This window comes from Flavobacterium davisii (genome assembly GCF_042182265.1).
Lineage (GTDB): Bacteria > Bacteroidota > Bacteroidia > Flavobacteriales > Flavobacteriaceae > Flavobacterium > Flavobacterium davisii.
Genome location: NZ_CP097869.1, coordinates 496,180 through 519,065, shown reverse-complemented (window position 1 = coordinate 519,065; position 22,886 = coordinate 496,180). Strand labels below are relative to the sequence as shown.

The window sequence follows — 22,886 nt, the reverse complement described above, 5'->3', positions numbered from 1 at the left end:
GTTTTCTGTGGTTTGTAATTATTTCAAAATAAAAAAGCAAGTCGTCTAACTTGTTTTAAAATAATCGTTGTGGACTTTTGGAATTAATTAAATGTAAGATGCCTTTTTATAAAAAAATACATTTTTCAGACAAAATTATCGTATACCTGTGGAAAAATTCAGAAACTTATGAGGAGTTATTAAGAAAGGTATATTTAAAGGATCAATCGTTAGATAGATTGAAAAGTATGCGTTCTGAAAGTCATCGAAAAAGCTTTTTAGGAGTTCGAATGTTATTAGAATATTGCGGTTATACAGATTATGACTTGAGTTATGATATTAGTGGTAAACCTTTTCTAAACTCTAAAAACAATGAAATACCATTAGTAATAAGTATTTCACATTCTTATGAATTTTCAGCAATTGCATTAAGTAAAGAAGCTATAGGGTTAGATATAGAGAAAATAAAAGAAAAAGTCCTTCGTATAGCACCACGTTATATGAATATGGCACATATAGAAAACCTTTCAAAAAAAGAACAAATACAAAAAGCTGTTACTATTTGGGGGATAAAAGAATCTATATTTAAAATAAAAAATGAAACAGGGATTAGTTTTCCGGATCATATTTTTGAAGAAACATTTGATTTACAAGATAATCACTGCAAAGCACAATTACGTTTTAATAATCAAGTCGAAGATTTTAATATAAATTTTTGTATGATAGAAGATTATATCTTGGTTTGTGCCTTTAGATCTTATTAAAACTTTATAGAATATCATATTAAATGAAATAATTATCATAAAATACAGCTTATAAGAATAAAATATTTGTTTTGATAAAAAGATTAAATTTGAATCGTTAAATTAATTTGATGATGCCAATTACGATTTATGAGTCCATCCTTAAAGCAAAGAAAGTAAACAAAAAATTATTAGCTATTTTAATTGATCCAGACAAAATTAAGATTTCGGATGCTAATTTGTTAGCTAAAAAAATTAATCAATCCTCTGCTACTCATGTTTTTATAGGCGGAAGTATTGTTCAAAATTTGATTATAGACGAATTAATTGTAGAGTTAAAAAAAGAATGTAAATTACCTATATTAATTTTTCCAGGGCATCCTTCACAAATTTCACATCAAGCAGACGGTTTATTGTTTTTAACTTTACTTTCTGGTCGTAACCCAGAATATTTAATTGAGCACCATATCAATTCAATAGATTTGTTGGAAAAAATGAATTTGGAGATTATTTCTACCGCTTATATTCTAATAAATGGAGGAATAGAAACTGCGGTTGAGCGTGTTAGCAAAACGAAACCCATAGAACGAGAAAATGTTAGTTTAGTGTACAAAACAGCTAAAGCAGGAGAGTATTTAGGTAGTAAACTTATTTATTTAGAAGCAGGAAGTGGGGCTTTAGAAAAAGTTCCACTAGAAATGATTCGTGAAGTTTCTCAAAATCTTACAATTCCCATTATTGTTGGAGGAGGAATACGATCAATAGAATCTATAGAAGAAACTTACAGAGCTGGTGCCGATATGGTTGTAATAGGTACAGCATTTGAACAAGATGCTAATTTTTTTGACTAATTCAAGTTGTTTAAAAAGCTATTTAAACATTATTATAACTATTCATAGTAAAATATTTACTATAATGAAAAGCTTAAATGATTTTAAATTCATACTAATAATTTTATCGTGTCAATTCGTTGGAGTCATATAAGGAATTTACTTATGTCCTTGTCTTTTTAATAACTCAAATTCCCTCTTCAGTTAGTCAGGCCAGTTTTTATCATTGCTCTCAATAAAAATCATTTTATAAATTATGATCCTAGTAAAATTTATATCAACAGATATAAGTTTCTCAGAAAACCTTTATTGTGTTTCATTTTATTTAGCAGTATTTGTTAATTAAAGATAAGATGATATAATAAAATTAAATTAAATACAATGGCTTCGTAAGTATTTATTTCAGGTTTTCCGTTGGTTGATTTCTGATTAAGATAAGAATAATTGTTTTGTAAACATTTAAAAACAATAACTATAAATTAAAACACTAACACTATCATGATTAATTATTGAAAAAGCACAATTGTTTTTTTTGTTATTCTTTACTTTGCTTTATAATACTTTGTGATTTTTTAGTTGTTTTATTATTTAAAAATATATTTTATTCTTAAATGTGTTTTTTTCAGCTTAAATAAATTATACGAAGTTAAATAAAACATAAAATTGTTATAAAAAACATGTTTTGAATAAAAAATGTTATCTTTGTGCAAGAGAATAATATTTAAAAAGAAATTGAATTATCGCTATTTGATGTAATGGTTATCAACCAAATGGGAGAGAAGAAAGTGTAATGTTTTTAATTTTTGTTACTTATTTTTTATAGCATCATATTCTAAGTCGTTTGAAAAGTAAGTAATCTAAATTAGACCTAATAAATACAAGAATAGCCTTATTAATGAAAAAAAATATTAAATAAACAGAAAGATTGGTAAAGATGATAGTCCATTTATTTGGATTCTTTATAAGGAAATAGGAATGAGGTTTATGTAGTATTTTTTATAACCAATAAAAATATAAAGAATATATAGGAGAAATAATTACAAATAAATAAATATATGAATTTTTTAAAATTAAACGCCAAATGGGCATTACTAGCGGTAATGCAATTGTCTGTTTTGAGTTGTAATAAAGAAGATGTTGCAACTAAGGGATCAGATAACGAAGGAAAAGAACTTAAGCAAGGGAGTATTCACGATGGTCCTAAATCGGAATTACAAATTAGTAGAAGAATCGTTTCGTCACCACAAGATCAAGCAGGATCTTCTAGTTGTAAGACAATTGAGGAAAGTTATAACAAGACATTTGATAACTTTTCAAAATTAGGAGGAGGGACTCATTTATTGTGGCCAGGAAACATTGTTCAAGGATCAACTATTATTTCAGGAAACTTAGCGTCTATTCCTATCGATCCAAAAGGAAGAAATGTTATTGAGGTAAAAGTAGATGCTTTTTCATCCAATGAATCAAAACCATCAAGTTTGGAAGTAGAAGATCCAACAGCTGGTAAAGTACAAGGTGCTTTAGAAAAGATATTAAATTCATATTATACATCAGGAACTAAGTTTCCAGCTAATTATGCAGTTGAAATTCAGAGAACGTATGACAGTAAACAATTACAAGTAGCATTAGGAGTAGGTTATACAGGACCTTCTGTAGGTTTATCAGCTAGTTTAGGTATAAACTTTAAAAAGAATAAGACATATTATGCTGTAACACTTAAGCAAAAATTCTTTAACGTGTCAGTATCTGCAAAACCAGGTCTTCAGGGAGATTTTGGTTGGATAAAAAAGGGTTATCCGAGAGCTGAATTTGATAAATATATTGGGCCAAATAACCCAGCTGTTTATATATCATCTGTAACATATGGTAGATTATATACTTTAGTTTATGAATCAGATGAAAGTTCTTTCGAAATGGAACAAGCTTTAAATTTTGCATATAAGAATCCAGCCGCAACAATATCGGTAGATCAAAAATCAAAATATTCTACTACATTACAAAATACAAAAGTATATGCAAAACAATTAGGAGGTAATGCAGCTGGTGGATTAGATGCAGCATTTGGAGCTTTTGCAGGAAATTTTGAAAAAGTAAGAGATTTCGTTGTGAATGGAGCAGAGGTTTCTAAAGATAATCCAGGGTATCCAATAGAGTATACAGCTGTAAATATAGAATCTAACCTTGATGCTACTCATAATGTTAATGGAGTATCTACATATTCAGAATGTGAAGAATCTTTATACACAACCAAAACTCTTGAAGATGCTAAAAAAGGAGTAGATAAATTACACGAGGAGTATGGTTATAATAGTTGTGCTAAAATTATTATATTTAATAATACAGATAGAGAAATTATATTAAAAAATTATACTCCTTGGTCTGGTAGTGGTTTCTTAAACTTACCACCAAGCTCTATTCCAGCTGGAAAATATGGATATGCTTTAGCAGTTAATCAATATGGTACTTCAAAAGGGACATATAACCAAATTTCATATTCATTCGATGATAAAACGATAAGTTTTGGCTCCTATGCGCCTGTAGAAGCAGCTAGAACCAATAATGTTTTAGTTGGTTTTAAAGAAATAACAGAAAACGAGTTATACAATAATAGTGTAAGACCTTCTATGGAAAAACTAGAAAATAATATTAGAATTAGAGGAAGTATTGGAGGAAAAGCCGCGCCGTATGTGAATTTTACGATTATAGGTAAAGGAAATAGCCGTATAAACTAATATTCCTATTCAAAGTAACAATTTAAAAATACTATAAAGAGGTTGTCCTAAACTTTGGACAACCTCTTTTTTACTAAAACATTCCGATAATCTTGGAAATATTTTGTGTAAGCTATTTTCAAAAAAATAGATCCGACTGATTGTTTGGTTAAAATTAGATATTTATGCTATGAACTTAATGATATAAGATGAATAAATAATTAAAATAATGATGCTTTTCTTATCATGAATTTTTATTATATGATTTCAAAAGGTATTTTTCTGATGCTTGCTAATAATTACCTGCTGTATGATTTAAAATTTTAATAAGTTACATTTTCGAAATTTAATACAAGTTATAAATGACCTTAAACGTAAAATAAACGCCTATTTTTTGCCCCAATGTAGTAAAATAGGTCTGCGATAAAAATTTGTATACATTTTTATTCTCTCTGTCTTTTTATCTTCATGACAAAGACTAGTATTTGGCTTTTATTTTAAATATTTGTTAAATAAAATATAATTTGTTATATAATTTTTATTTTTCAATTCAAAATGTTATATTTGTAAGGTGTTAGTGATGAAAGGAAAATGAATTATGATTAATAGAATGCGGCTGTTTATTCGCTTTTTAGATAAAAAGAGAAAGACTTTTTGATAGTATACTTTTTTAATGGGATCAACTTTTTAATTTTATAAATTATAATCGAATACATTTTGTTTGATAACTGCCGATTATATGGATCAATATAATAAGGGAAGTAATTACTTAAAAAATATTGTTTTAGTTGATAAAGATGAAAGTAGCAGGAGTAGATTTATAAAGTTAAAATATTAAATCTAAATGTGAAAAGATATAAAATGATGTTAGTTGTTAAAGGAATTAAGAGATGCTTTTTATATCAATTTTTTAGTTAATAATTAGTTTATTTAGATTATAGTTAATTGTTTTTTTTTCTTATTCTAAATGTAAATTTAGAATAATATAATGAGGCGATCCGAAAAGGATCGCCTCGTTTTTTAGTCATTTGTTGTGTCTTCATAAAGAGCCCCAAGAAGTGCGCTGTAAATTTTATTTAAATGATTATTTGATAATGCTAAAAAACCCTTTAAATATAGTATTTAAAGGGTTTTGCAATTGTTTATTAATATTCTAGCAGAGAGGAAGGGATTCGAACCCTCGATGCAGTTACCCACATACAAACTTTCCAGGCTTGCTCCTTCAACCACTCGGACACCTCTCTAGTTTTGCTATTCCATTTCACCTCGAATAGAGGTTTCAAAGATAGTTTTAAAAATTGAAAATCCAATATTTTGGCCTAATAAAAACATTAATTTTGTTATGGCTGCCTCAGTAGTTATATCTTTTCCAGAAATTACCCCTATTTGTTTCAATTGTGAGCTTACCTCGTAATGTCCCATACTGACACTCCCGCCAGAGCATTGTGTTACATTTACAATGTGAATCCCTTTTTGTATAGCTTGATCTAATAGATTAATAAACCAATCAAGAGTGGGGGCATTGCCTGATCCGTATGTTTCTAATACAATGCCTTTTAGATGAGGTATTGATAGAATAGCATTAATAACAGATTCTGATATGCCAGGAAACATCTTTAGAATTGCAACATGTGTATCAAATTGAAGGTTAACGTGTAATTTTTTGTCTATGCTTTTTTTAAGGAGATATTCTTCATTTACTTTTAAATGAACACCAGACTCCGCTAAAAAAGGAAAGTTGGGCGAAATAAAGGCATTAAAGTGTTCAGCACTTATTTTAGTTGTACGATTGCCTCTATAAAGTTTATACTCAAAATATAAACAAACTTCTGAAATAACGGGTTTTCCTCTTTCTTGTAAAGACGCAATTTGAATAGCTGTTATTAAATTTTCTTTGGCATCGGTTCGTAAATCACCTATAGGTAATTGAGATCCGGTAAATATGACGGGTTTTTCTAAATTTTCTAAGATGAAGCTCAAAGCAGAAGCAGAATAAGACATGGTGTCCGAGCCATGTAGAACTACAAAACCATCATATTGATCATAATGAGTTTCTATAATTTGAGCTATTTTTACCCATCCTTCCACATTCATGTTGGAAGAATCTATTGGTTTTTCAAAAGAAATAGTTGCTATATTACAATCTAATAGCTTTAACTCAGGGATATTCTTTAATAATTTATTAAAGTTAAAAGCTTTTAGAGCACCTGTTTCGGTATCTTTTACCATCCCGATAGTGCCTCCAGTATAAATTAGTAATATATTGGATTTAGAGATTAGGCTCATACTTTAATTTATTAACAACAGGATTGGCATACATTGCTAAGAAGCTTTCCATTATTTTTTGATTTTTACTATCTATTCGCATTTCTAAACGTCTTTCAAAAAGTAATTTTTCTTGTAGACTGTATTTTAATTCAAAACGATTGGATTTGAAAAGTAAATCATAAGCAATATAATTTGTTGGCCATAGATGGTAAGATTGAAGAATAGAATCATCTATGATTTTGACAACTTCTTGAATTTGTTTGTTGCTGTTTGATGTTTCCAATTTAATATGATCCAATTCAGTATCTAGTATATTCCCTATATGAATATGAATATGTTTTTTTTGACCTATAATACCTCTTAATATATTATCAAAATCTTCATTGGAACTTTTTTGATACGTTTCATTGTTAGCTTCTGCCATTAGTTGTGGCATTTTTAAAGCATCAGTTGGGTCGTATTCGTAAGAAATAGAAACAGGAACGATTTTAATTTGTTTGAAATAATCTAAAACATTTCGTTCATTAGCAGCCATTGCGAGCATTTTTAAAACGCCTGTATGGGTGGCATCATGTCCGTCTTTAGTTCTTCCTTCTCGTTGAGCAATCCAGACAGATCGGTTTTCACGTAATAATAGTTGTTCTATGTATTCAGACATTAATTGCGAACTTTGTAAAAGTTCTCTAGGAGGAAGTCCCCTCTGAACAATAAAATTACGATTTAATCGAGATAATGAACGTAAAAAGTCTTTTTTAACCAAATTATCTCCTATTGCTGATGCTGTCATTACCAATCCATGGTCAAATAATGAAATATTGAGTAGAGAGGTGTCAAGTATAATATCACGATGATTGGATATAAAAAGATAAGAGGTGTTAGGCTCTAATTTTTCAAATCCAGAAGTACTCAATCCATCTGAGCTCTTTTTTACTATCTTTTGAATAGCTTGATATAAAAAGTTACATTGAAAATCACGAATAGAGTGCGTACGCAACAACTGCTCTTTCCAAACGCTATCTTCTACGTTTGGAAAAGCAAAATTCATTATTTCTTTGATAATGGGATGATTTGCAGCATTTTGTAATGCTTGATTTACTTCGGCATCATAATACGGTCTTATAGCATCAAATTTTGGCATCGCAAATTCAAATTTCTAATACAAATGAACAAAAAAATAAACAATTTTGAATAAAGAAATTTTAAAAACCTAAATAGTGCATCAGATTTAGCTTTTCCTTATTTTGTTAAAATATTAAATACCAAATATTTCTTTGGAGTTAAGAGTTGTTATAGATGCTATTTCTTCAACACTACAGTTGTAAAGCGTAGCTAATTTTTGAGCAATGAGCATGATATATGCGCTCTCATTTCTTTTCCCTCTATAAGGAGTAGGGGCCAGATAAGGAGCATCTGTTTCTAATACTATATGATTAAGATTAATCTGATTTAAAAATTGATCTATTTGTCCATTTTTAAAGGTAGCAACTCCTCCAATGCCTAATTTTAAACCATAGCCAATCGTTTTTAATGCTTGTTCGTAAGTTCCTGTAAAACAATGAAAAATTCCTGAAAGACCCTCTCCTTTTTCTAATTCTAATATTTCAAATACTTCATCAAATGCATCACGACAATGAATATTAATAGGAAGTTTGTATTTTTTTGCTAATTGTATTTGATGTCTAAAGGCTTTTTTTTGAATTTCTAAAGTTGATTTATCCCAGTATAAATCAATTCCAATTTCTCCAATAGCATAAAAATTTCTTTTGGTCAATTCTTCTTCTATTAAGGCTAATTCTTGTTTATAGCTTTCGGGTTTTACATAACATGGATGTAATCCGATCATTAGGAAAATGTTTTCAGGATACTCTTTTTCTAATTTATACATTCTTTCTAAATAGCTAGAGTCAATTGCTGGGATAAAAAAACGATTTATGCCAAGATCTATTGCTCTTTTTATACTTTCAGAACGATCTTCAGTAAATTGAGATGAATATAAATGCGTATGAGTGTCCGTAAGAATCATAATTTTAACTTTTCTATTAGGCAAAGTTACTTTTTCTAAGGCAGATTGAAAAGGATCGTTTTAAGAAAGAAATGGATATTAATAGTATATCTAAGCATTAACCCAGATTACGCATTAGACTCTATGGTGAAGATGGAAAGGTAAAGGAAATAAAAAAGTACAAAAAAATTTAGATCCAAAGATATTTTTATCTGTAGTGCGTTTCTGTTACGTAATTTGGGTTAAAATTAAATAATTGGTTTAGTATGATTAATCAGAGCTTAATAAATTACAATTATTATCAAACTCTTTTATTTTGTATTTGGTTTTAATGAGTTGTGATTTGATTTCAGTTCCATTTCCTATAATGATAATCAGACAGTTATTGGCTAAAAAATATTTTTGAGCTACGCGCAAAATATCTTCTGGTTGTACAGTGTTTATTTTTTGAATGTAATTGGAATAAAAATCAATAGGAAGCTCTTGTATTTTGCGATTAAGAGCATAGCGAGCTATTGATTCTGGTTTTTGACACTGCATGATGAAATGACCAATATATTTAGATTTGGCTAATGCTAATTCGTTAGTATGAACTAATTCATTATGTAATTTATGAATTTCTTTTAATATTTCATTAACAGCATCAGCCACTACTTCATTGCGAACTTGTGTTGAAATTTTAAATTTTGTTATCGTCTTATTGGCTGATGCAGAAGAGTAAGCACCATAGGTCCAACCTTTGTCTTCTCTTAAATTTAGAAATAAGCGACCATCAGCACCTCCTCCTAAAATTTGATTAGCCATAAGAACTGAAAAATAATCAGGACTATTCATGGGCAAGCATATTGTATTTACAATACTAATTTCGGTTTGAACAGCATTGGGGAGATCGACCCAGTTTATTTCGGTTTCATCAATTACGGGAGGATCTGGAATGATAAATGTTTGGCTACTATTTTTGATCCATTTAGAGAATTCGAAAATAACTTTTTCTTTTACAATGTCAAATTGTACGTCGCCTATAATGATTAAATAGGCATTTTGAGGCGTAAAATGAGTGTTGTAATAATTCTGTATATCAATAAGCTTAACATTATTTAATGTTTCTTCTGTAACATATTCACCTTTTGGGTGAGATGAACCAAATACCAAGGTGTTTTCTACCTTATTGAGTATGTTTTGAATGTTTTTTTCGTTTGAACGTAATGCTTCTATTATTTTTAAACGTTCCTTTTCTAATTCTTCTTCTGTAAAATGAGGGGATAAAAGAGCTTCTGAAAAAAGTTCTATCATTCGACCTGCATATTTTGATAGACCAATGGCTTTTCCACCAGAAGCATGTAAATAAAATTCAAAACCTAACAAGTCAATTTCTTCGTAAAAATCTTCTTTAAGTGTTTTTTTCGAACCTTTACCTAATAAAGAAGAAGTAAGGGTGCTGACTCCTTTTTTGTTACCTTCATTAAAAAGAGGATTGTCAATTTGTAAATGTAAGGAAACACGAGGAAGCGTATGATTTTCAACGACCAATACTTTTAGACCATTAGGTAGATCAAAACAATTAGGTTCTTGAAATTGTAATTGGGGAAGTGCACCTGCCAAGGGTTGTATAGCTAAATTCATACTGTTTTTTTAGGCTTATAGATTAATTCTAAACGTTGATTAGTGTTTAAGTGTTTTTGGGTAACTAATTGTATCTCATTTGGATTAATACTGTTTAGTAAGTCTGATTCAGTATTGATTAAATGAATGTTTTTGTACAAGAGATGAAAAGAAGCTAAATCGTGTGCAATAGTTTCTAAATTTGTTTTACCATCAATTAAATGATTTTGATATTTGTTTTTTAATTTTAGAAAATCATGATTTGAGATAAGATTCTCTTGTAATTGTTTTATTTCCTTATCAATTTCTTGTTTTAGATCTTTTAAATCAATGCCATTCATAGGAAGTGCATAAATAATGTACAATCCATAGTCTTCTAAGGAAATGTTGAGAGCACCAACTTGAAGTGCCATCTTTTTTTCATCTACCAATTTTTTATAGAGTTTAGAGCTTTGTCCATCGCTAAAATAACTAGACACAAAGTCCAATACTCTCGATTCTTTTTCTTTCATAGAAGGTGTTCGGTAAGCAAGAACCAACATTGGAATTTGTATATTAGGATCCTCATATTCAGCAAAAATAGTTTTCTTAATAGGTTCTTCAAGTATTTTTTTTCGTTCAATACTAGAGCTAGAAGGAATAGAACTAAAATATTTTTGAATCCAATTTTGTGTTTGTTCTATTTCAATATTGCCAGCTACTACTAAAACAGCGTTATTTGGAGTGTAATATTTTTTATAAAAATCTTGAAACTCTGTCAAGGTTGAAGCGTTAATATCTTCTATCTCGCCAATGGTAGTGTTTTTATAAGGATGGACTAGAAAAAGATGTTTTTTTACTTGTGCTAATAATTGACCATAAGGACGATTGTCATAACGCATTTTTTTTTCTTCTTTCACAACCTCTTTTTGTGTGTCAACCCCTATGGTGTTGATAACGGCATGGCGCAAACGTTCTGCTTCCATCCATAAACCAAGTTCTAATTGATGTGAAGGAAATACTTCGTAGTAATACGTTCGGTCTTCACTAGTGTTGGCATTATTAGTACCTCCATTAGCAGAAACCAGCTTAAACCATTCTCCTCGTGCTATATTTTGAGTACCTTCAAAAAGAAGGTGTTCAAAAAAATGAGCAAATCCTCTTCTGTCTTCTGGATCATCTTTAGATCCTACATGATACATGATAGATGTAACGACTACAGGAATAGTGCAATCAGAATATAAAATGACTTCTAATCCGTTTTCTAAATTATAAAGCGTAAAATCTAGCGGCGTATTTTGAAGAGTTCCACCTAGAGGAGATATATTGGGTATGTGCATAAGTAATTAAAATAATTGTGTAGATACGATTATAGAAAGATTATGATAAATGTCAAAAATACATTTTAAATCATTGTAATAAAAGTAATTAGTTTTTTTTACAGATAGTAAGAATTTTTTAAATGATAAGTTGTTGATTTCGAAAGAAATTGTATATTTGCAAACTTAAAAATTAATAAACCATTATTGTTATGTACGCAATCGTAGAGATAGCAGGGCAACAATTTAAAGTAAGCAAAGACCAAAAAGTATTCGTACACCGTCTAGCTAATGAAGAAGGTTCAAAAGTTACTTTTGACAAAGTTCTTTTATTGGATGATAACGGAAACGTAACTTTAGGCGCCCCAGCTATAGAAGGTGCTTCAGTAGAAGCAAAAGTATTACAACACTTAAAAGGTGACAAAGTAATCGTTTTCAAAAAGAAAAGAAGAAAAGGTTACAAAAAAAGAAACGGTCACAGACAGTATCTTACTCAAATTTTAGTAGAAGGAATATCCGCTAGTGGTTCAAAAAAAGCAGCTCCTAAAAAAGAAGCAGCTCCTAAAGCAGAAGTAGCTACTGAAGAAGCAGCTCCTAAAAAAAGAGCTACTAAAGCTAAAAAAGAAGATACTAACGAATAATATTAACTTTTAAAACCATTACATCATGGCTCACAAGAAAGGTGTCGGTAGTTCTAAGAATGGTAGAGAATCAGAATCGAAACGCTTAGGTGTTAAGATTTTTGGTGGTCAATCTGCTATTGCAGGTAACATCATTGTAAGACAAAGAGGTTCAAAACATAATGCTGGTGAAAACGTTTATATGGGTAAAGATCATACTTTACACGCTAAAGTTGACGGTGTTGTAGCATTTCAGAAAAAGAAAGACAATAAGTCTTATGTTTCTGTGGTTCCTTTTGAAGCATAGTCTTAATAGAACAATAAAAACTTAAAGCGCTCGCTATGTGAGCGCTTTTTTTATACCTTTGCTTTTTTATTTTTATTATGAGTAAAATTAGAATTACCAAACAGTTTAATTTTGAAACAGGGCATGCCCTTTATGGGTATGACGGGAAGTGTAAAAATGTTCACGGACATAGTTATAAACTTTCTGTAACCGTTATCGGAAGTCCAATAACAGATAAAGAAAATGTAAAATACGGAATGGTTATTGATTTTTCAGATTTAAAAAAAATTGTGAAAGAAGAAATAGTAGATATTTTTGATCATGCCACAGTTTTTAACGAAACTACACCACACATAGAATTAGCAAATGAATTAAAACAAAGAGGGCATCATGTTATATTGGTTGATTACCAGCCTACCAGTGAGAATATGGTAGTTGATTTTGCTGCTAAAATTAAGAAACGTTTGCCTGCTCAAATTCAGTTACACTCATTGCGATTACAAGAAACAGAAAGCTCTTTTGCAGAATGGTATGCAAGTGATAATATATAAAAAATAAACTTTAGAAAAGAATTTCGTTTTTTAATAAGAGAAAGGACAGTAAACTCGGAAAATATTATTCAAAAAAGGCATATAATTTAAATATTACTTCTTATACGACTTAAAGTTTCTTGTGATATTCCTAAAAAAGAAGCAATCATACCTAGAGGAACCCTTTGAATGATATTTCTGTTTTCTTCTAAAAGTTGGATGTACTTCTCTTTGGCTGTCATGTATTGTAGTGAAGAGATTCTTTTAGACATTTGAAGCGTTAATTTACTTAAAAGATATCGACTAAAATTAGCTGCCGCTATAGAGTTCATACAAAGTTCTTGTAGTTTCTCATAATTATAAGTGGTAATAACGGAGTTTTCTAAGGCTTCGATGTTATAGCGAGTAGGTTTGTTTTCAAAAAGAGTGTCAATATTGGCAGTTGTTCTTCCTTCATCATAAAAATCAGCAGTAATATCTTTTCCATTTTCAAAATAAAACATCCTTATTAAGCCTTCGTTAACAAAAAAAACAGTATGGTTAAAATGATTTTGTTGGCTTAGTATTTCCCCTTTTTTAAAGGTCTTAGTCTTGCATTCATCTCTTAAAAAACGCTCAATTTCATTATCAACTTTTATATGTTTTTTTAGCTCTTCAATTAAATTCATTCTTACAACGTTTTTGCAAAAATATAAAAAAAGACGTTCCAATACATTGAAACGCCTTTACTGTTTTGTTTTTTTAAACGCCTAAGAAAAATAGATCTCAGGAAATATGGAGATCTTTAAAAATTTGTTTGATTTTTATTTTTAAAACGCCCCACCCTAGGAAAAAGAACACCAAACCTAGAATAAATAAATGCCAGAAAAACTTTGAAGTCAAATAACTTGGGCCTTTTTCTATTACCATGATTTTCATAGCTTCCAAATAAGGTGTTAAAGGGATTATTTTGCTGAAATTTTCTATAAATGAAGGCATAGCATTACTAGGCCAAGTAAAGCCACTAATAATGAATGCTGGAGATGCAATTACCATTAAAACTTGCGTTGCTTTAAGAGCATCGGGTATTAGAATGCTAAAAAAGACACCTAAATTAGTCGTTGCTATTATAAATGCACTTGTTAGTAAAAAGAAATTTAGAATGTTATCTGGAATAGGGATTCTAAAATACAAAGCACATATATAAAAAACCAAAATGTTTAGATACGAAAATAACCAAACAGGTAAACATTTAATGAACATTATTAAAATAGGATATTGATGTTTTCCTGTAAAATCTCTTATAAATGAATCTCTTTTGAATTCTTCTGAAAACGTAACAGCCATAGCTAAAAGAATTACTTGTTGTAGCACAACAGCCATTATAGCAGGCCACATAAAAAGTAGATAGTTTCCCGTAGTGTTAAATAATGAAATATAATTAGCTTTAAAAGATTCAATGTTTTCCTTAGCTTGATTAAAATTCATCCCCTTTCTTTGAAAGGATTTTATTTCTGCACCAGCAGAAAATGTACCTAACGTTAACTGAATGGCTTTTGAAGCAAAATTAGCTGTTAAAACATTCGAATTATTAAAATACACATTTATTTCAGGGTATTTTTTTTGAAGAATATTAGCTTCAAACCGTTTGGGTATAACTATAGCGGCGCTTGCTTGCGTTTTTATTATTTCTTCTTTTAAATTAGAAGGTTCATTTAGATAATTTAAAACTTTAATAGTCTTGTTGTCTTCAAGCATTTCAATTACTTGATTAGACATAGGCGATTGATCCTGATTAATTATAATGACAGGGATATCTGTTATTTTGCCTTTCTGATAAGTAAAACCTAATAATAGTGCATATATGATAGGGCCTATAAAAAATACAGAAAAAATGGTTCTGTTTGTTAAAAATAATTTAAACTCTCTTTTTAATAAATATCTTAACTGTGTCATGTTTTTTAAGTGTTAAGATTATTTCAAAGTAACTCTTGAGTTGACTAATAAATTATTTAGTTTGACTCTGTCTGTTGGTATAACCTTTATTTCATAAACGGCCTCTCCTGGTTCATAATCAGGATACGCTGTCGTAATATCAGCATATTTAGCTAGTTGTTTTAGGGCTACTATATTACCTGTAAATTCTTGATTACTATACTTAGATATTATGTTTATTTTCATTCCTTTTTGATATTTAGAAATTTTACTTTCTGGTATAGTAAAACGAAAGAATGTAGAATTAGGAATATAACCATTAAATAAAGGGTATCCAGCAGTAGCTAATTCCCCCACATTTAAGGAAATGGTTTCAATTTCCATATCATTAGTGGCTATAATATAGCGTTCAGAATAGACTACATTAGCTTCTTGTAAGGCACCTTTTGCTTGAGACGCTTGTCCTTCTGCCATATTTATTTTTTCAATTCTTGTTCCGATTTCTACATCATGTAATTCCGCATTAACAGCATCTAATTGTGCTTTAGCTCCTTGGTATTTTGCCAATACTTCATCGTACTGTTGTTGAGCCATCAAACTATCGTTATACATGTTTCGTGCTCTATTGAATGATTTTTTAGCGTATTCAAACTGTTCTGAAAGTCCCTTCTGTTTAGCTCTTAGTTGAATAAGTTGATCGGAAGTAGCTCCATTTTTAGCCATTTGTGCTTGTGCAACTGCTGCTGTAGTAGCTCCTTTTGCTTGTGCAATCTTTGCAGAAACTTCAGGTACATCTAAAAGAGCTAAAGTATCTCCCGTATGTATTATTTGTCCTTCTTCAGCATATATTTTTAAAATTCTACCTGTAACTTTTGGAGCAAAAGAAACAGTTTCTTTTTTAGTTTTTCCTTCTATCTCTCTCTCTTTTACTTGGTTGTTGCAAGCTACTAATGTAAATAAGTTAATTATAGCGAATGTTTTTATGGTATTGTTTTTCATTGTAATAAGTTTGATTTTAAAGTTTCTGAATATCTAAGCTCTGGGTTGATTTCATGAGCTCTATTGCAGCTCTTCTCTGATTAAAAATAGATGTTTGATATTCTAATTCAGCCATTTGTAAATCATTTTCAGCCTCAATTAATTGATTTGATTTTATTAAGCCATATTTGAACTCCTTTTCAGCTTGATCTAAAGCATTTTGAGCAATTTCTTTTGCTTTTGCCTTTAGATTTATTTGCGCATCAGCTATCTTGTAATTTGTTTGGTTGTTAGCTAGGTTTAACGTTAGTTTTCTTTCCGCATCCGATTTTTTATTTTCTAAAATATCCTTTTCAATTTTAGATTTCTCGATTTCGTGATCGCTTTCATTTCCGTCAAAAATCTCCCACTTAAAACCTAATCCAATTCGAAAAATAGGGAAAAGATTTTTATTCGTTAGATCCATGTTTAGCTTTTTGTTAATATTTGGAGTCAAATTTTTGGATGAAGATAAATGACCATTATAAAAACCTAGATAAGATAAGGAAGTGCCAGCTTGAACCTTGGGAATCCACCATGTTTTATCCGCTTTTATTTTAGCGTCTATGGCTTTCATTCCGTGATCTAACGCCTTTATTTCAGCTCGATTTTCTATACTACTGTCAGAAACTGTGTAATTTATTTTTTGTAGTGTAGGTTCTATTAATGCTATTTTTTCAGTCTCTATACCTGTTAAAATATGTAATTGAATGATCAGTAATTCTTTTTTACCTTCGTACTCGACCAATTTGGAGTTAAGAGTAGCCTCCGCTAGATCTATTTTTTGATAGTCATACTTTGTTATAAGGCCGTAACCTAGTGCTTTTTCTGCTAATTTTTTATTAGCTTCTAATCTTTTCAAGCCCTCATTTAGAACTTTTTTTGATTGAATTAGTAATGCAAACTGATCATAAGATTGTATGATTTGAGTGGTTACATCATCTTCATTTTTTAATTTAAGTGCCATTACGGCCTTGTTTTTTTCTTCAAGTGCTTGTTTTAAGTGTTTTATTTTTCCACCCGAATAAAGAAGAATAGTTGCGTCGATTTTTGCAGCTCCCTCAAATCCAGATAAATTAAAGTTATTATCTAAGGCTCCCTCAGGAATTGCTATTCCAGGGAAAAGAGGATTTATAGGAGCAATGTCTATTGCTTTAGAATGCGATATGTTTGTTATATCAAGATAGCCTGCTTTTCCTGATATATCTACCTTAGGTAAAAATACATCCTTAAGTTTTCTTTTGTTTAAAGTAATTGTTTGAGATTCTAAAACTTGATTTTTTATAGAAGCGTCTCTTTTTAAAGCTTCACTAATTAATGTCTCAAGACTTGGTGCTGTTTGAGCATTAAGCATGAGAGGTATTAATAAAAGCAATGCAGAAATGATTTTCTTGTAATGTTCCATTTTTTTCATTTGATTTACATTGCAAAGTTTTAACTAAAAAAAATGAAATCTTTTGATATATATCAAAAAGAAAAACTCAAACGTTTAAAAATAGATTTTTACAAAAATAGTATTCTAGTATCTGCTTGATTTTAAAAAATTACTTCCATTTTAAACTCTCCATCAGTACTTTAAGATCATTTTTGATATAATGAGCTGCAGGTAAAACAGAGTCAAAATTAGGTTTTGCGTAAAAATAGATAGATCCCATTAAAAAATGTTTAGTACTATCTGTTACATAAAATTGCGATTGAGAAGCAGCATTGCCTCCAACTTCATAAAACATGCCAAATTTTTTATGCTCAGAGTTAATATAAGGCTGTTCCGTAATGTTGTCCGCCTTTACAACATGTTCATAAGTTAGTTTTTGAGCATCACGTAAAAGTGTTTCTATGTTGTTTTGTACGGGACGATAATTTAGATAAACAGTTGCCTTTAGTTTAGGATAATCAATATGAAAATTACATTCGCCTTGATCTTTGATATTGCTTAATGAGTTGTATTTAAACTCATATTGACAGGCTTTTTTGAAGTTAATATAGTGAGCATTAGGGTATTCTAGATTTAAATAGGCTTTTGGTTTAGGCATCACATCATTTTTGCAGCTAATTGTAATGAAGCAAGTAGTTAGTGCTAATAAAAGCCTTTTTATGTTTTTATTCATGTTTAAAAGGGTAAATCGTTTTCTATTGGATTGTCAAAATTAGCACTTTTGGGCGTTTCTGACGAATTTTTAAACGATTCTGAATCTTTTTTTGTGTTTAGAAAGGTAAATTCAGTTACTTGTATTTCAGTAGTGTACTTAGTTGAGCCATCTTCGGCTTGCCATTGTCTTGATTTGATACGACCTTCAATGTATATTTTATCTCCTTTTGTCAGATACTTTTCGCAAATTTCGGCAGCTTTATTTCGGACTACAACATTATGCCATTCCGTTGAAGTTATTTTTTCTCCAGTTGTTTTATTGATATATATATCATTTGTTGCCAATGGAAATCTACCAATGCAGTTACCACCGTCAAAATAGTGCATTTTTATTTCATCTCCTAAATGCCCAATTAGCATTACTTTGTTTAACGTTCCGTTCATAATGGCATGTATTTTATAATAGTATCAAATATAATCAAAATTTTAATATGGAGTTCTTTCTAAAAAATTATGAATAATAATGGGAGTAGGTAATTTTTTTAACTCATTATATGATAATCCAACTTCATGATCTGTGCAAAGTTCTATTTTCCAAAAATTAATATCTAAATTTTGATGAGATAATTTATGAATTATTTGTTCATGCTCTAAAAGAGTAATGGACTTACTATTTGAATATTGTTCAGAAATACGATTTTTTATTTCACTTATTTTTTCTTTTTTTAATGTTTCAAATAAAGGAAGTTCATATAAATTTTGCCAAATATCTTTTTGAGTTCTTTGTTGGTATAAAGCCTTTTGCTTTTGATCAATAATTAATAGATAATGAAAATACCGATTTGTTATTTTTGTTTTCTTTGTTTTGAAAGGTAAGTTAGTGATATTGTTTGTGCTTAGTGCGTAGCAGCTATTTTGTATCGGACAAATAGTGCAATTCGGATTTTGAGGAGTGCATTGTAATGCCCCAAACTCCATGATAGCTTGGTTAAATTGAGCAGGTTCATTTGGATTAATAATCTCCGAAGCTAGTTGAAAAAAAGACTTTTTAGTCTTAGGTAAGCTAATATCCAGGTCTAAGCCAAAATAACGAGCAATAACACGATATACGTTGCCATCTATAACAGGAACGCACTCATTATAAGAAAAAGAAGCAATAGCAGCAGCCGTATATTCACCAATTCCTTTTAATTTTTGAAGATCTTGATAGTTGTTAGGGAATATTCCATCGTTATATTCTGTTAAGTATTTAGCCGTAGCATGAAGATTTCGAGCCCTAGAATAATAGCCTAAACCTTGCCATAATTTAAGAACTTCTTGCTCTTCAGCTCTTGCTAAATCTTGTATTTTTGGGTACTCTTTTGTAAAGGCCTGATAGTAGGGAAGTCCTTGGTTTACACGGGTTTGCTGTAGGATTATTTCAGACAGCCAAATCAAGTAAGGCTCTGTTGTTTTACGCCAAGGAAGATCTCTTTTGTGAAGTTGATACCAAGCTATAATTGTATCGCTAAAATTCATGTTCTTAAATTGGTTTACAAAAATAAATGTTTATGTGATTAAATTTTAATCAATTATACTTGAATTATTCTTTTTTTTATTTCTATATTTGCAAACTCAAAAAAATGCAATAAACTTAATTATTATATAAAATGACAAAAGCAGATATCGTAGCTAAAATTGCTGATAAACTAGGCTTAGAAAAAGGAGATGTTCAGGCTACAGTAGAGTCTTTTATGGACGAAGTTAAAAATTCGTTAGAAACAGGTGATAATGTTTATTTGAGAGGGTTTGGAAGTTTTATTATTAAAACAAGAGCGGAAAAAACAGGTAGAAATATTTCAAAAAATACAACTATCAAAATTCCAGCTCACAATATCCCAGCTTTCAAACCTGCAAAAGTATTTGTAGAAGGGGTGAAAGAAAAAGTTAACGTAGAAGTATTAGAAGAATCGAAATAATTATTAACATAAAACCAACAAAGTTATGCCAAGTGGTAAGAAAAGAAAAAGACATAAGGTAGCGACTCACAAACGTAAAAAAAGAGCGAGAGCTAATCGTCATAAAAAGAAAAAGTAGTTCTTAAACTACTTTTTTCTTTTTAAACGTTCATTGAAAATGAGATTTAAGATTATAGATTAAGGATTGTTTCTTTAAATATTTTCTAATCTGTATTATTTAAATCCTACGGGTTTATTACCTGTAAAAGAAATGTTTAATCCATCCTTACAATTAGCTATAAGGAATAAGTTTTTTGCTTATTGCCTGTTGCCAAAAAGTCGGGATAAAAATTTACGCCGTGAATAAAGAACTAATTATTAGATCAAGTGAAAGTGCTGTAGATTTTGCCTTATTAAAAGATGGAAAACTAATAGAATTACATAAAGACGAAGATAGTTCAGGTGCATTTCAAGTAGGGGATATCTATATTGCAAAAATTAGAAAACCAGTAGCAGGGTTAAACGCTGCCTTTGTTAATCTAGGTTTTGATAAAGATGCTTTCCTGCATTATCATGATTTGGGACCCAATTTATCTTCTCAATTGAAATTTATTAAACAAGTATGCACAGGTAAATTCAACGATTTTTTCCTAAAAACATTTCAGTTTGAGCCTGAAATTGATAAGAATGGTATAATAACAGATGTTTTAAATGCTAACCAATCAATTTTAGTTCAAGTTGTAAAAGAGCCAATATCAACCAAAGGACCTCGAATTAGTTCGGAACTGTCCTTAGCTGGTAGGTATATCGTTTTAGTTCCTTTTTCAGAGAGAGTATCCGTTTCTCAAAAAATACACTCAAAAGAAGAAAAAGAACGCTTAAAACGTTTGGTATTATCCATCAAGCCAAAAGGTTTTGGGGTTATTGTACGTACAGTAGCCGAGGGCAAAAAAGTAGCTGAAATTGACAAAGATTTGCATAATTTGTTAGACAAATGGTCTGCAATGTGTAAGCGAATTCCAACGGCTCAGCATCCTTCTAGAGTATTAGGTGAATTAAATAGAGCCTCTTCCATTTTAAGAGACGTTTTTAATGATACTTTTACCTCAGTATTAACAGATGATGAACAGTTGTTACAGGAAACTAAGGAGTATTTGCAAGAAATAGCTCCTGGAAAAGAATCAATCGTTAAACTCTATAATTCGAAAGAAATTCCGCTCTTTGAAAAATACGGAATAGAGCGTCAAATTAAAACCTCTTTTGGTAAAACTGTTTCCATGAGCAAAGGAGCTTATTTGATTATTGAACATACCGAGGCTATGCATGTTATTGATGTTAACAGCGGTAATAGATCAAATAAAGCAACATCGCAAGAAGATACAGCCCTTGAAGTTAATTTAATTGCAGCAGCAGAAGTAGCGCGTCAGTTAAGGCTTCGTGATATGGGAGGGATTATTGTGGTCGATTTTATTGATATGCAAAATCCAGATAATCGAAAAGTTTTATTTGATTTCTTAAAAGAAGAAATGAGTGATGATAAGGCAAAACACAAAATCTTACCTCCAAGTAAATTTGGTCTTGTGCAGATAACGCGTCAGCGTGTTCGACCTGAGGTAAGTATAAAAACTCGAGAAGAAGATCCAAATAATGAAAAGGGAGAAATTGAAGCTCCTATTGCCATAGTTGATAAAATAGCTTCTGAGTTGGAAAGAATTATCAAGAAGTATAAAAAGGTGCGTTTGCACGTGCATCCGTTTATTGCTGCTTACCTTACAAAAGGTTTTCCATCAATACGTTCAAAATGGTTTTTTGAGCATAAAAGATGGATTAAAATAATACCACGTGACGCATACACGTATTTAGAATATAGGTTTTTAGATGAAACTGGAAATCCTGTAGAAGATTAATAAAAAACCGCTTAGCATCCTAAGCGGTTTTTTTATATCTTTAATTATTGTTTAGAATGAATAAAAATAACAATTATTTACTCGATTTTCTTCTACAAAAATTGATATTTCGCCCTACGCCCTTATCTTTGTAGCTTGGATTAATTATCATAATTATGCAATCAAATCAACTGGATTTTATACCTATTCTAATGCAAGTAGGACTGGCTGTTGGGTTTGTAGGAGCTACAATCTTTATCTCTAGTTTATTAGGTCCTAAGCGCCATTCTGCCAATAAAGATAAAAACTTTGAATGCGGTATTGAGTCAATAGGTAATGCGCGAATTCCTTTTTCTGTAAAATATTTCCTAGTAGCTATTCTTTTTGTTTTATTTGATGTCGAGGTTATATTTATGTATCCTTGGGCAGTAAATTTTCGTGAAATGGGAATGGATGGACTACTAAAAATGGGAATTTTTATGTTTTTGTTAGTAGTAGGTTTTTACTATGTAATTAAGAAAAAAGGATTGGAGTGGGAATAATGAATTTATTTTAAATGATGAATAATGGATTAAAAACAACTAATTCAAAATTCAAAATTCAAAATTCAAAATAATCTAAAATGAGTGATTCTTCAAAATATAAAACGGTAGCTGCACCAGACGGATATGCTGGAGAGGGTTTTTTTGCTACTAAACTAAGTGATGTAGTGGGATTAGCACGTGCTAACTCGTTATGGCCTTTGCCGTTTGCTACTTCTTGTTGTGGTATTGAGTTTATGGCAACAGCAGGTGCACATTATGACGTGGCACGTTTTGGTATGGAACGGATGAGTTTCTCGCCTCGTCAAGCCGATATGCTTTTAGTTATGGGGACTATTTCTAAAAAAATGGCACCTATTTTACGTCAAGTATATGAGCAGATGTCAGAACCAAAATGGGTTATTGCCGTAGGTGCTTGTGCTTCATCAGGTGGGGTATTTGATACCTATTCAGTTTTACAAGGTATAGATAAAGTAATTCCTGTAGATGTTTATGTACCTGGTTGTCCACCAAGACCCGAACAAATTTTAGACGGCATTATGCGACTACAAGAAATTGTGAAAAATGAGTCGGTTCGCCGTCGTAGTTCAGACGAATATAAAGAATTATTAGGTTCTTATAACATCAAATAA

At 30.3% G+C, this 22,886-nt stretch carries 22 protein-coding genes and 1 tRNA gene; 10 read left to right on the top strand and 13 right to left on the bottom strand.

Translation table 11 applies throughout. From position 1 onward, the window contains the following. Positions 1-98: 98 nt before the first annotated feature. From NAB20_RS02105 to NAB20_RS02095, 3 genes are all read left to right on the top strand, one after another. Complete coding sequence (locus tag NAB20_RS02105) at positions 99-743, top strand: 4'-phosphopantetheinyl transferase superfamily protein (protein WP_088392558.1); 645 nt, start codon at positions 99-101, stop codon at positions 741-743. Between the two features lie 113 nt (positions 744-856). Then, the gene (locus NAB20_RS02100) at positions 857-1,573 is read left to right on the top strand and encodes a geranylgeranylglyceryl/heptaprenylglyceryl phosphate synthase (RefSeq protein ID WP_088392562.1); all 717 of its coding nucleotides are present in this window, start codon (positions 857-859) and stop codon (positions 1,571-1,573) included. A gap of 1,034 nt (positions 1,574-2,607) precedes the next feature. After that, complete coding sequence (locus NAB20_RS02095) at positions 2,608-4,284, top strand: thiol-activated cytolysin family protein (RefSeq protein WP_375605430.1); 1,677 nt, start codon at positions 2,608-2,610, stop codon at positions 4,282-4,284. Positions 4,285-5,420: 1,136 nt separating this feature from the next. On the opposite strand, the gene NAB20_RS02090 is transcribed toward NAB20_RS02095, so the two are convergent. The 6 genes from NAB20_RS02090 to NAB20_RS02065 all read right to left on the bottom strand — a co-directional run bounded on the left by NAB20_RS02090 (position 5,421) and on the right by NAB20_RS02065 (position 11,454). Beyond that, a tRNA-Ser gene (locus NAB20_RS02090) sits at positions 5,421-5,507 on the bottom strand. A gap of 7 nt (positions 5,508-5,514) precedes the next feature. Continuing rightward, on the bottom strand, positions 5,515-6,549 hold the full coding sequence (locus tag NAB20_RS02085) for an asparaginase (protein WP_088393654.1): 1,035 nt from the start codon (positions 6,547-6,549) through the stop codon (positions 5,515-5,517). Next, positions 6,533-7,669 (bottom strand): 1-acyl-sn-glycerol-3-phosphate acyltransferase, encoded by a 1,137-nt coding sequence (locus tag NAB20_RS02080; protein ID WP_088393656.1) that lies wholly within the window; start codon positions 7,667-7,669, stop codon positions 6,533-6,535. Before NAB20_RS02080 ends, NAB20_RS02085 begins: the two co-directional genes overlap by 17 nt. 114 nt (positions 7,670-7,783) lie before the next feature. Next, a complete protein-coding gene (locus NAB20_RS02075; protein WP_105195337.1) occupies positions 7,784-8,554 on the bottom strand; it encodes a TatD family hydrolase in 771 nt (256 codons plus the stop codon). Positions 8,555-8,803: 249 nt separating this feature from the next. Then, positions 8,804-10,156 (bottom strand): M16 family metallopeptidase, encoded by a 1,353-nt coding sequence (locus tag NAB20_RS02070; protein WP_375605429.1) that lies wholly within the window; start codon positions 10,154-10,156, stop codon positions 8,804-8,806. Further along, the gene (locus tag NAB20_RS02065) at positions 10,153-11,454 is read right to left on the bottom strand and encodes a M16 family metallopeptidase (RefSeq protein ID WP_375605428.1); all 1,302 of its coding nucleotides are present in this window, start codon (positions 11,452-11,454) and stop codon (positions 10,153-10,155) included. The genes NAB20_RS02070 and NAB20_RS02065 overlap by 4 nt, the downstream gene beginning before the upstream one ends. A gap of 191 nt (positions 11,455-11,645) precedes the next feature. On the opposite strand from NAB20_RS02065, the gene rplU reads away from it, so the two are divergent. From rplU to NAB20_RS02050, 3 genes are all read left to right on the top strand, one after another. Further along, on the top strand, positions 11,646-12,074 hold the full coding sequence (gene rplU / locus NAB20_RS02060; RefSeq protein ID WP_088393664.1) for a 50S ribosomal protein L21: 429 nt from the start codon (positions 11,646-11,648) through the stop codon (positions 12,072-12,074). Positions 12,075-12,099: 25 nt separating this feature from the next. Then, positions 12,100-12,360, top strand: coding sequence for a 50S ribosomal protein L27 (gene rpmA / locus NAB20_RS02055; RefSeq protein WP_088393666.1), 261 nt, complete (start codon positions 12,100-12,102; stop codon positions 12,358-12,360). A gap of 77 nt (positions 12,361-12,437) precedes the next feature. Further along, a complete protein-coding gene (locus NAB20_RS02050) occupies positions 12,438-12,890 on the top strand; it encodes a 6-carboxytetrahydropterin synthase (RefSeq protein WP_105195335.1) in 453 nt (150 codons plus the stop codon). A gap of 86 nt (positions 12,891-12,976) precedes the next feature. On the opposite strand, the gene NAB20_RS02045 is transcribed toward NAB20_RS02050, so the two are convergent. From NAB20_RS02045 to mutY, 7 genes are all read right to left on the bottom strand, one after another. Next, positions 12,977-13,537: a Crp/Fnr family transcriptional regulator gene (locus NAB20_RS02045; RefSeq protein WP_105195334.1), complete on the bottom strand. Its 561-nt coding sequence runs from the start codon at positions 13,535-13,537 to the stop codon at positions 12,977-12,979. Positions 13,538-13,634: 97 nt separating this feature from the next. Continuing rightward, positions 13,635-14,804, bottom strand: a complete 1,170-nt coding sequence (locus tag NAB20_RS02040; protein ID WP_375605427.1) for an ABC transporter permease — start codon at positions 14,802-14,804, stop codon at positions 13,635-13,637. An 18-nt stretch (positions 14,805-14,822) separates the two neighbouring features. Next, positions 14,823-15,782 carry an HlyD family secretion protein gene (locus tag NAB20_RS02035; protein WP_105195332.1) on the bottom strand — a complete coding sequence of 320 codons (960 nt, stop codon included), beginning with the start codon at positions 15,780-15,782 and terminating at the stop codon, positions 14,823-14,825. Between the two features lie 16 nt (positions 15,783-15,798). Beyond that, a complete protein-coding gene (locus NAB20_RS02030; protein WP_375605426.1) occupies positions 15,799-17,205 on the bottom strand; it encodes a TolC family protein in 1,407 nt (468 codons plus the stop codon). 139 nt (positions 17,206-17,344) lie between these two features. Then, positions 17,345-17,908 carry a gliding motility lipoprotein GldD gene (gldD, locus tag NAB20_RS02025; RefSeq protein ID WP_105195330.1) on the bottom strand — a complete coding sequence of 188 codons (564 nt, stop codon included), beginning with the start codon at positions 17,906-17,908 and terminating at the stop codon, positions 17,345-17,347. Between the two features lie 2 nt (positions 17,909-17,910). Beyond that, a complete protein-coding gene (locus NAB20_RS02020; RefSeq protein ID WP_088393497.1) occupies positions 17,911-18,333 on the bottom strand; it encodes a single-stranded DNA-binding protein in 423 nt (140 codons plus the stop codon). Between the two features lie 42 nt (positions 18,334-18,375). Further along, positions 18,376-19,407, bottom strand: coding sequence for an A/G-specific adenine glycosylase (gene mutY / locus NAB20_RS02015; protein ID WP_105195329.1), 1,032 nt, complete (start codon positions 19,405-19,407; stop codon positions 18,376-18,378). A 131-nt stretch (positions 19,408-19,538) separates the two neighbouring features. On the opposite strand from mutY, the gene NAB20_RS02010 reads away from it, so the two are divergent. The 4 genes from NAB20_RS02010 to NAB20_RS01995 all read left to right on the top strand — a co-directional run bounded on the left by NAB20_RS02010 (position 19,539) and on the right by NAB20_RS01995 (position 22,886). Beyond that, positions 19,539-19,847 carry an HU family DNA-binding protein gene (locus NAB20_RS02010; RefSeq protein ID WP_014164151.1) on the top strand — a complete coding sequence of 103 codons (309 nt, stop codon included), beginning with the start codon at positions 19,539-19,541 and terminating at the stop codon, positions 19,845-19,847. 338 nt (positions 19,848-20,185) lie between these two features. After that, positions 20,186-21,733, top strand: coding sequence for a ribonuclease E/G (locus tag NAB20_RS02005; RefSeq protein WP_127823264.1), 1,548 nt, complete (start codon positions 20,186-20,188; stop codon positions 21,731-21,733). 155 nt (positions 21,734-21,888) lie between these two features. Further along, positions 21,889-22,254 carry an NADH-quinone oxidoreductase subunit A gene (locus NAB20_RS02000; RefSeq protein ID WP_088393503.1) on the top strand — a complete coding sequence of 122 codons (366 nt, stop codon included), beginning with the start codon at positions 21,889-21,891 and terminating at the stop codon, positions 22,252-22,254. Positions 22,255-22,334: 80 nt separating this feature from the next. Further along, entirely contained in the window at positions 22,335-22,886 is a 552-nt protein-coding gene (locus tag NAB20_RS01995; RefSeq protein WP_088393505.1) for an NADH-quinone oxidoreductase subunit B, read from the top strand.

Coding starts and splice junctions, on each gene's coding strand:
- gldD (WP_105195330.1), bottom strand. CDS start 17,908: ATGAATAAAAACATAAAAAGGCTTTTATTAGCACTAACTACTTGCTTC.
- NAB20_RS02095 (WP_375605430.1), top strand. CDS start 2,608: ATGAATTTTTTAAAATTAAACGCCAAATGGGCATTACTAGCGGTAATG.
- NAB20_RS02100 (WP_088392562.1), top strand. CDS start 857: ATGCCAATTACGATTTATGAGTCCATCCTTAAAGCAAAGAAAGTAAAC.
- NAB20_RS02085 (WP_088393654.1), bottom strand. CDS start 6,549: ATGAGCCTAATCTCTAAATCCAATATATTACTAATTTATACTGGAGGC.
- NAB20_RS02010 (WP_014164151.1), top strand. CDS start 19,539: ATGACAAAAGCAGATATCGTAGCTAAAATTGCTGATAAACTAGGCTTA.
- NAB20_RS02035 (WP_105195332.1), bottom strand. CDS start 15,782: ATGAAAAACAATACCATAAAAACATTCGCTATAATTAACTTATTTACA.
- rplU (WP_088393664.1), top strand. CDS start 11,646: ATGTACGCAATCGTAGAGATAGCAGGGCAACAATTTAAAGTAAGCAAA.
- NAB20_RS02080 (WP_088393656.1), bottom strand. CDS start 7,669: ATGCCAAAATTTGATGCTATAAGACCGTATTATGATGCCGAAGTAAAT.
- NAB20_RS02075 (WP_105195337.1), bottom strand. CDS start 8,554: ATGATTCTTACGGACACTCATACGCATTTATATTCATCTCAATTTACT.
- NAB20_RS01995 (WP_088393505.1), top strand. CDS start 22,335: ATGAGTGATTCTTCAAAATATAAAACGGTAGCTGCACCAGACGGATAT.
- NAB20_RS02000 (WP_088393503.1), top strand. CDS start 21,889: ATGCAATCAAATCAACTGGATTTTATACCTATTCTAATGCAAGTAGGA.
- NAB20_RS02105 (WP_088392558.1), top strand. CDS start 99: ATGCCTTTTTATAAAAAAATACATTTTTCAGACAAAATTATCGTATAC.
- NAB20_RS02045 (WP_105195334.1), bottom strand. CDS start 13,537: ATGAATTTAATTGAAGAGCTAAAAAAACATATAAAAGTTGATAATGAA.
- NAB20_RS02050 (WP_105195335.1), top strand. CDS start 12,438: ATGAGTAAAATTAGAATTACCAAACAGTTTAATTTTGAAACAGGGCAT.
- rpmA (WP_088393666.1), top strand. CDS start 12,100: ATGGCTCACAAGAAAGGTGTCGGTAGTTCTAAGAATGGTAGAGAATCA.
- mutY (WP_105195329.1), bottom strand. CDS start 19,407: ATGAATTTTAGCGATACAATTATAGCTTGGTATCAACTTCACAAAAGA.
- NAB20_RS02070 (WP_375605429.1), bottom strand. CDS start 10,156: ATGAATTTAGCTATACAACCCTTGGCAGGTGCACTTCCCCAATTACAA.
- NAB20_RS02040 (WP_375605427.1), bottom strand. CDS start 14,804: ATGACACAGTTAAGATATTTATTAAAAAGAGAGTTTAAATTATTTTTA.
- NAB20_RS02020 (WP_088393497.1), bottom strand. CDS start 18,333: ATGAACGGAACGTTAAACAAAGTAATGCTAATTGGGCATTTAGGAGAT.
- NAB20_RS02030 (WP_375605426.1), bottom strand. CDS start 17,205: ATGGAACATTACAAGAAAATCATTTCTGCATTGCTTTTATTAATACCT.
- NAB20_RS02065 (WP_375605428.1), bottom strand. CDS start 11,454: ATGCACATACCCAATATATCTCCTCTAGGTGGAACTCTTCAAAATACG.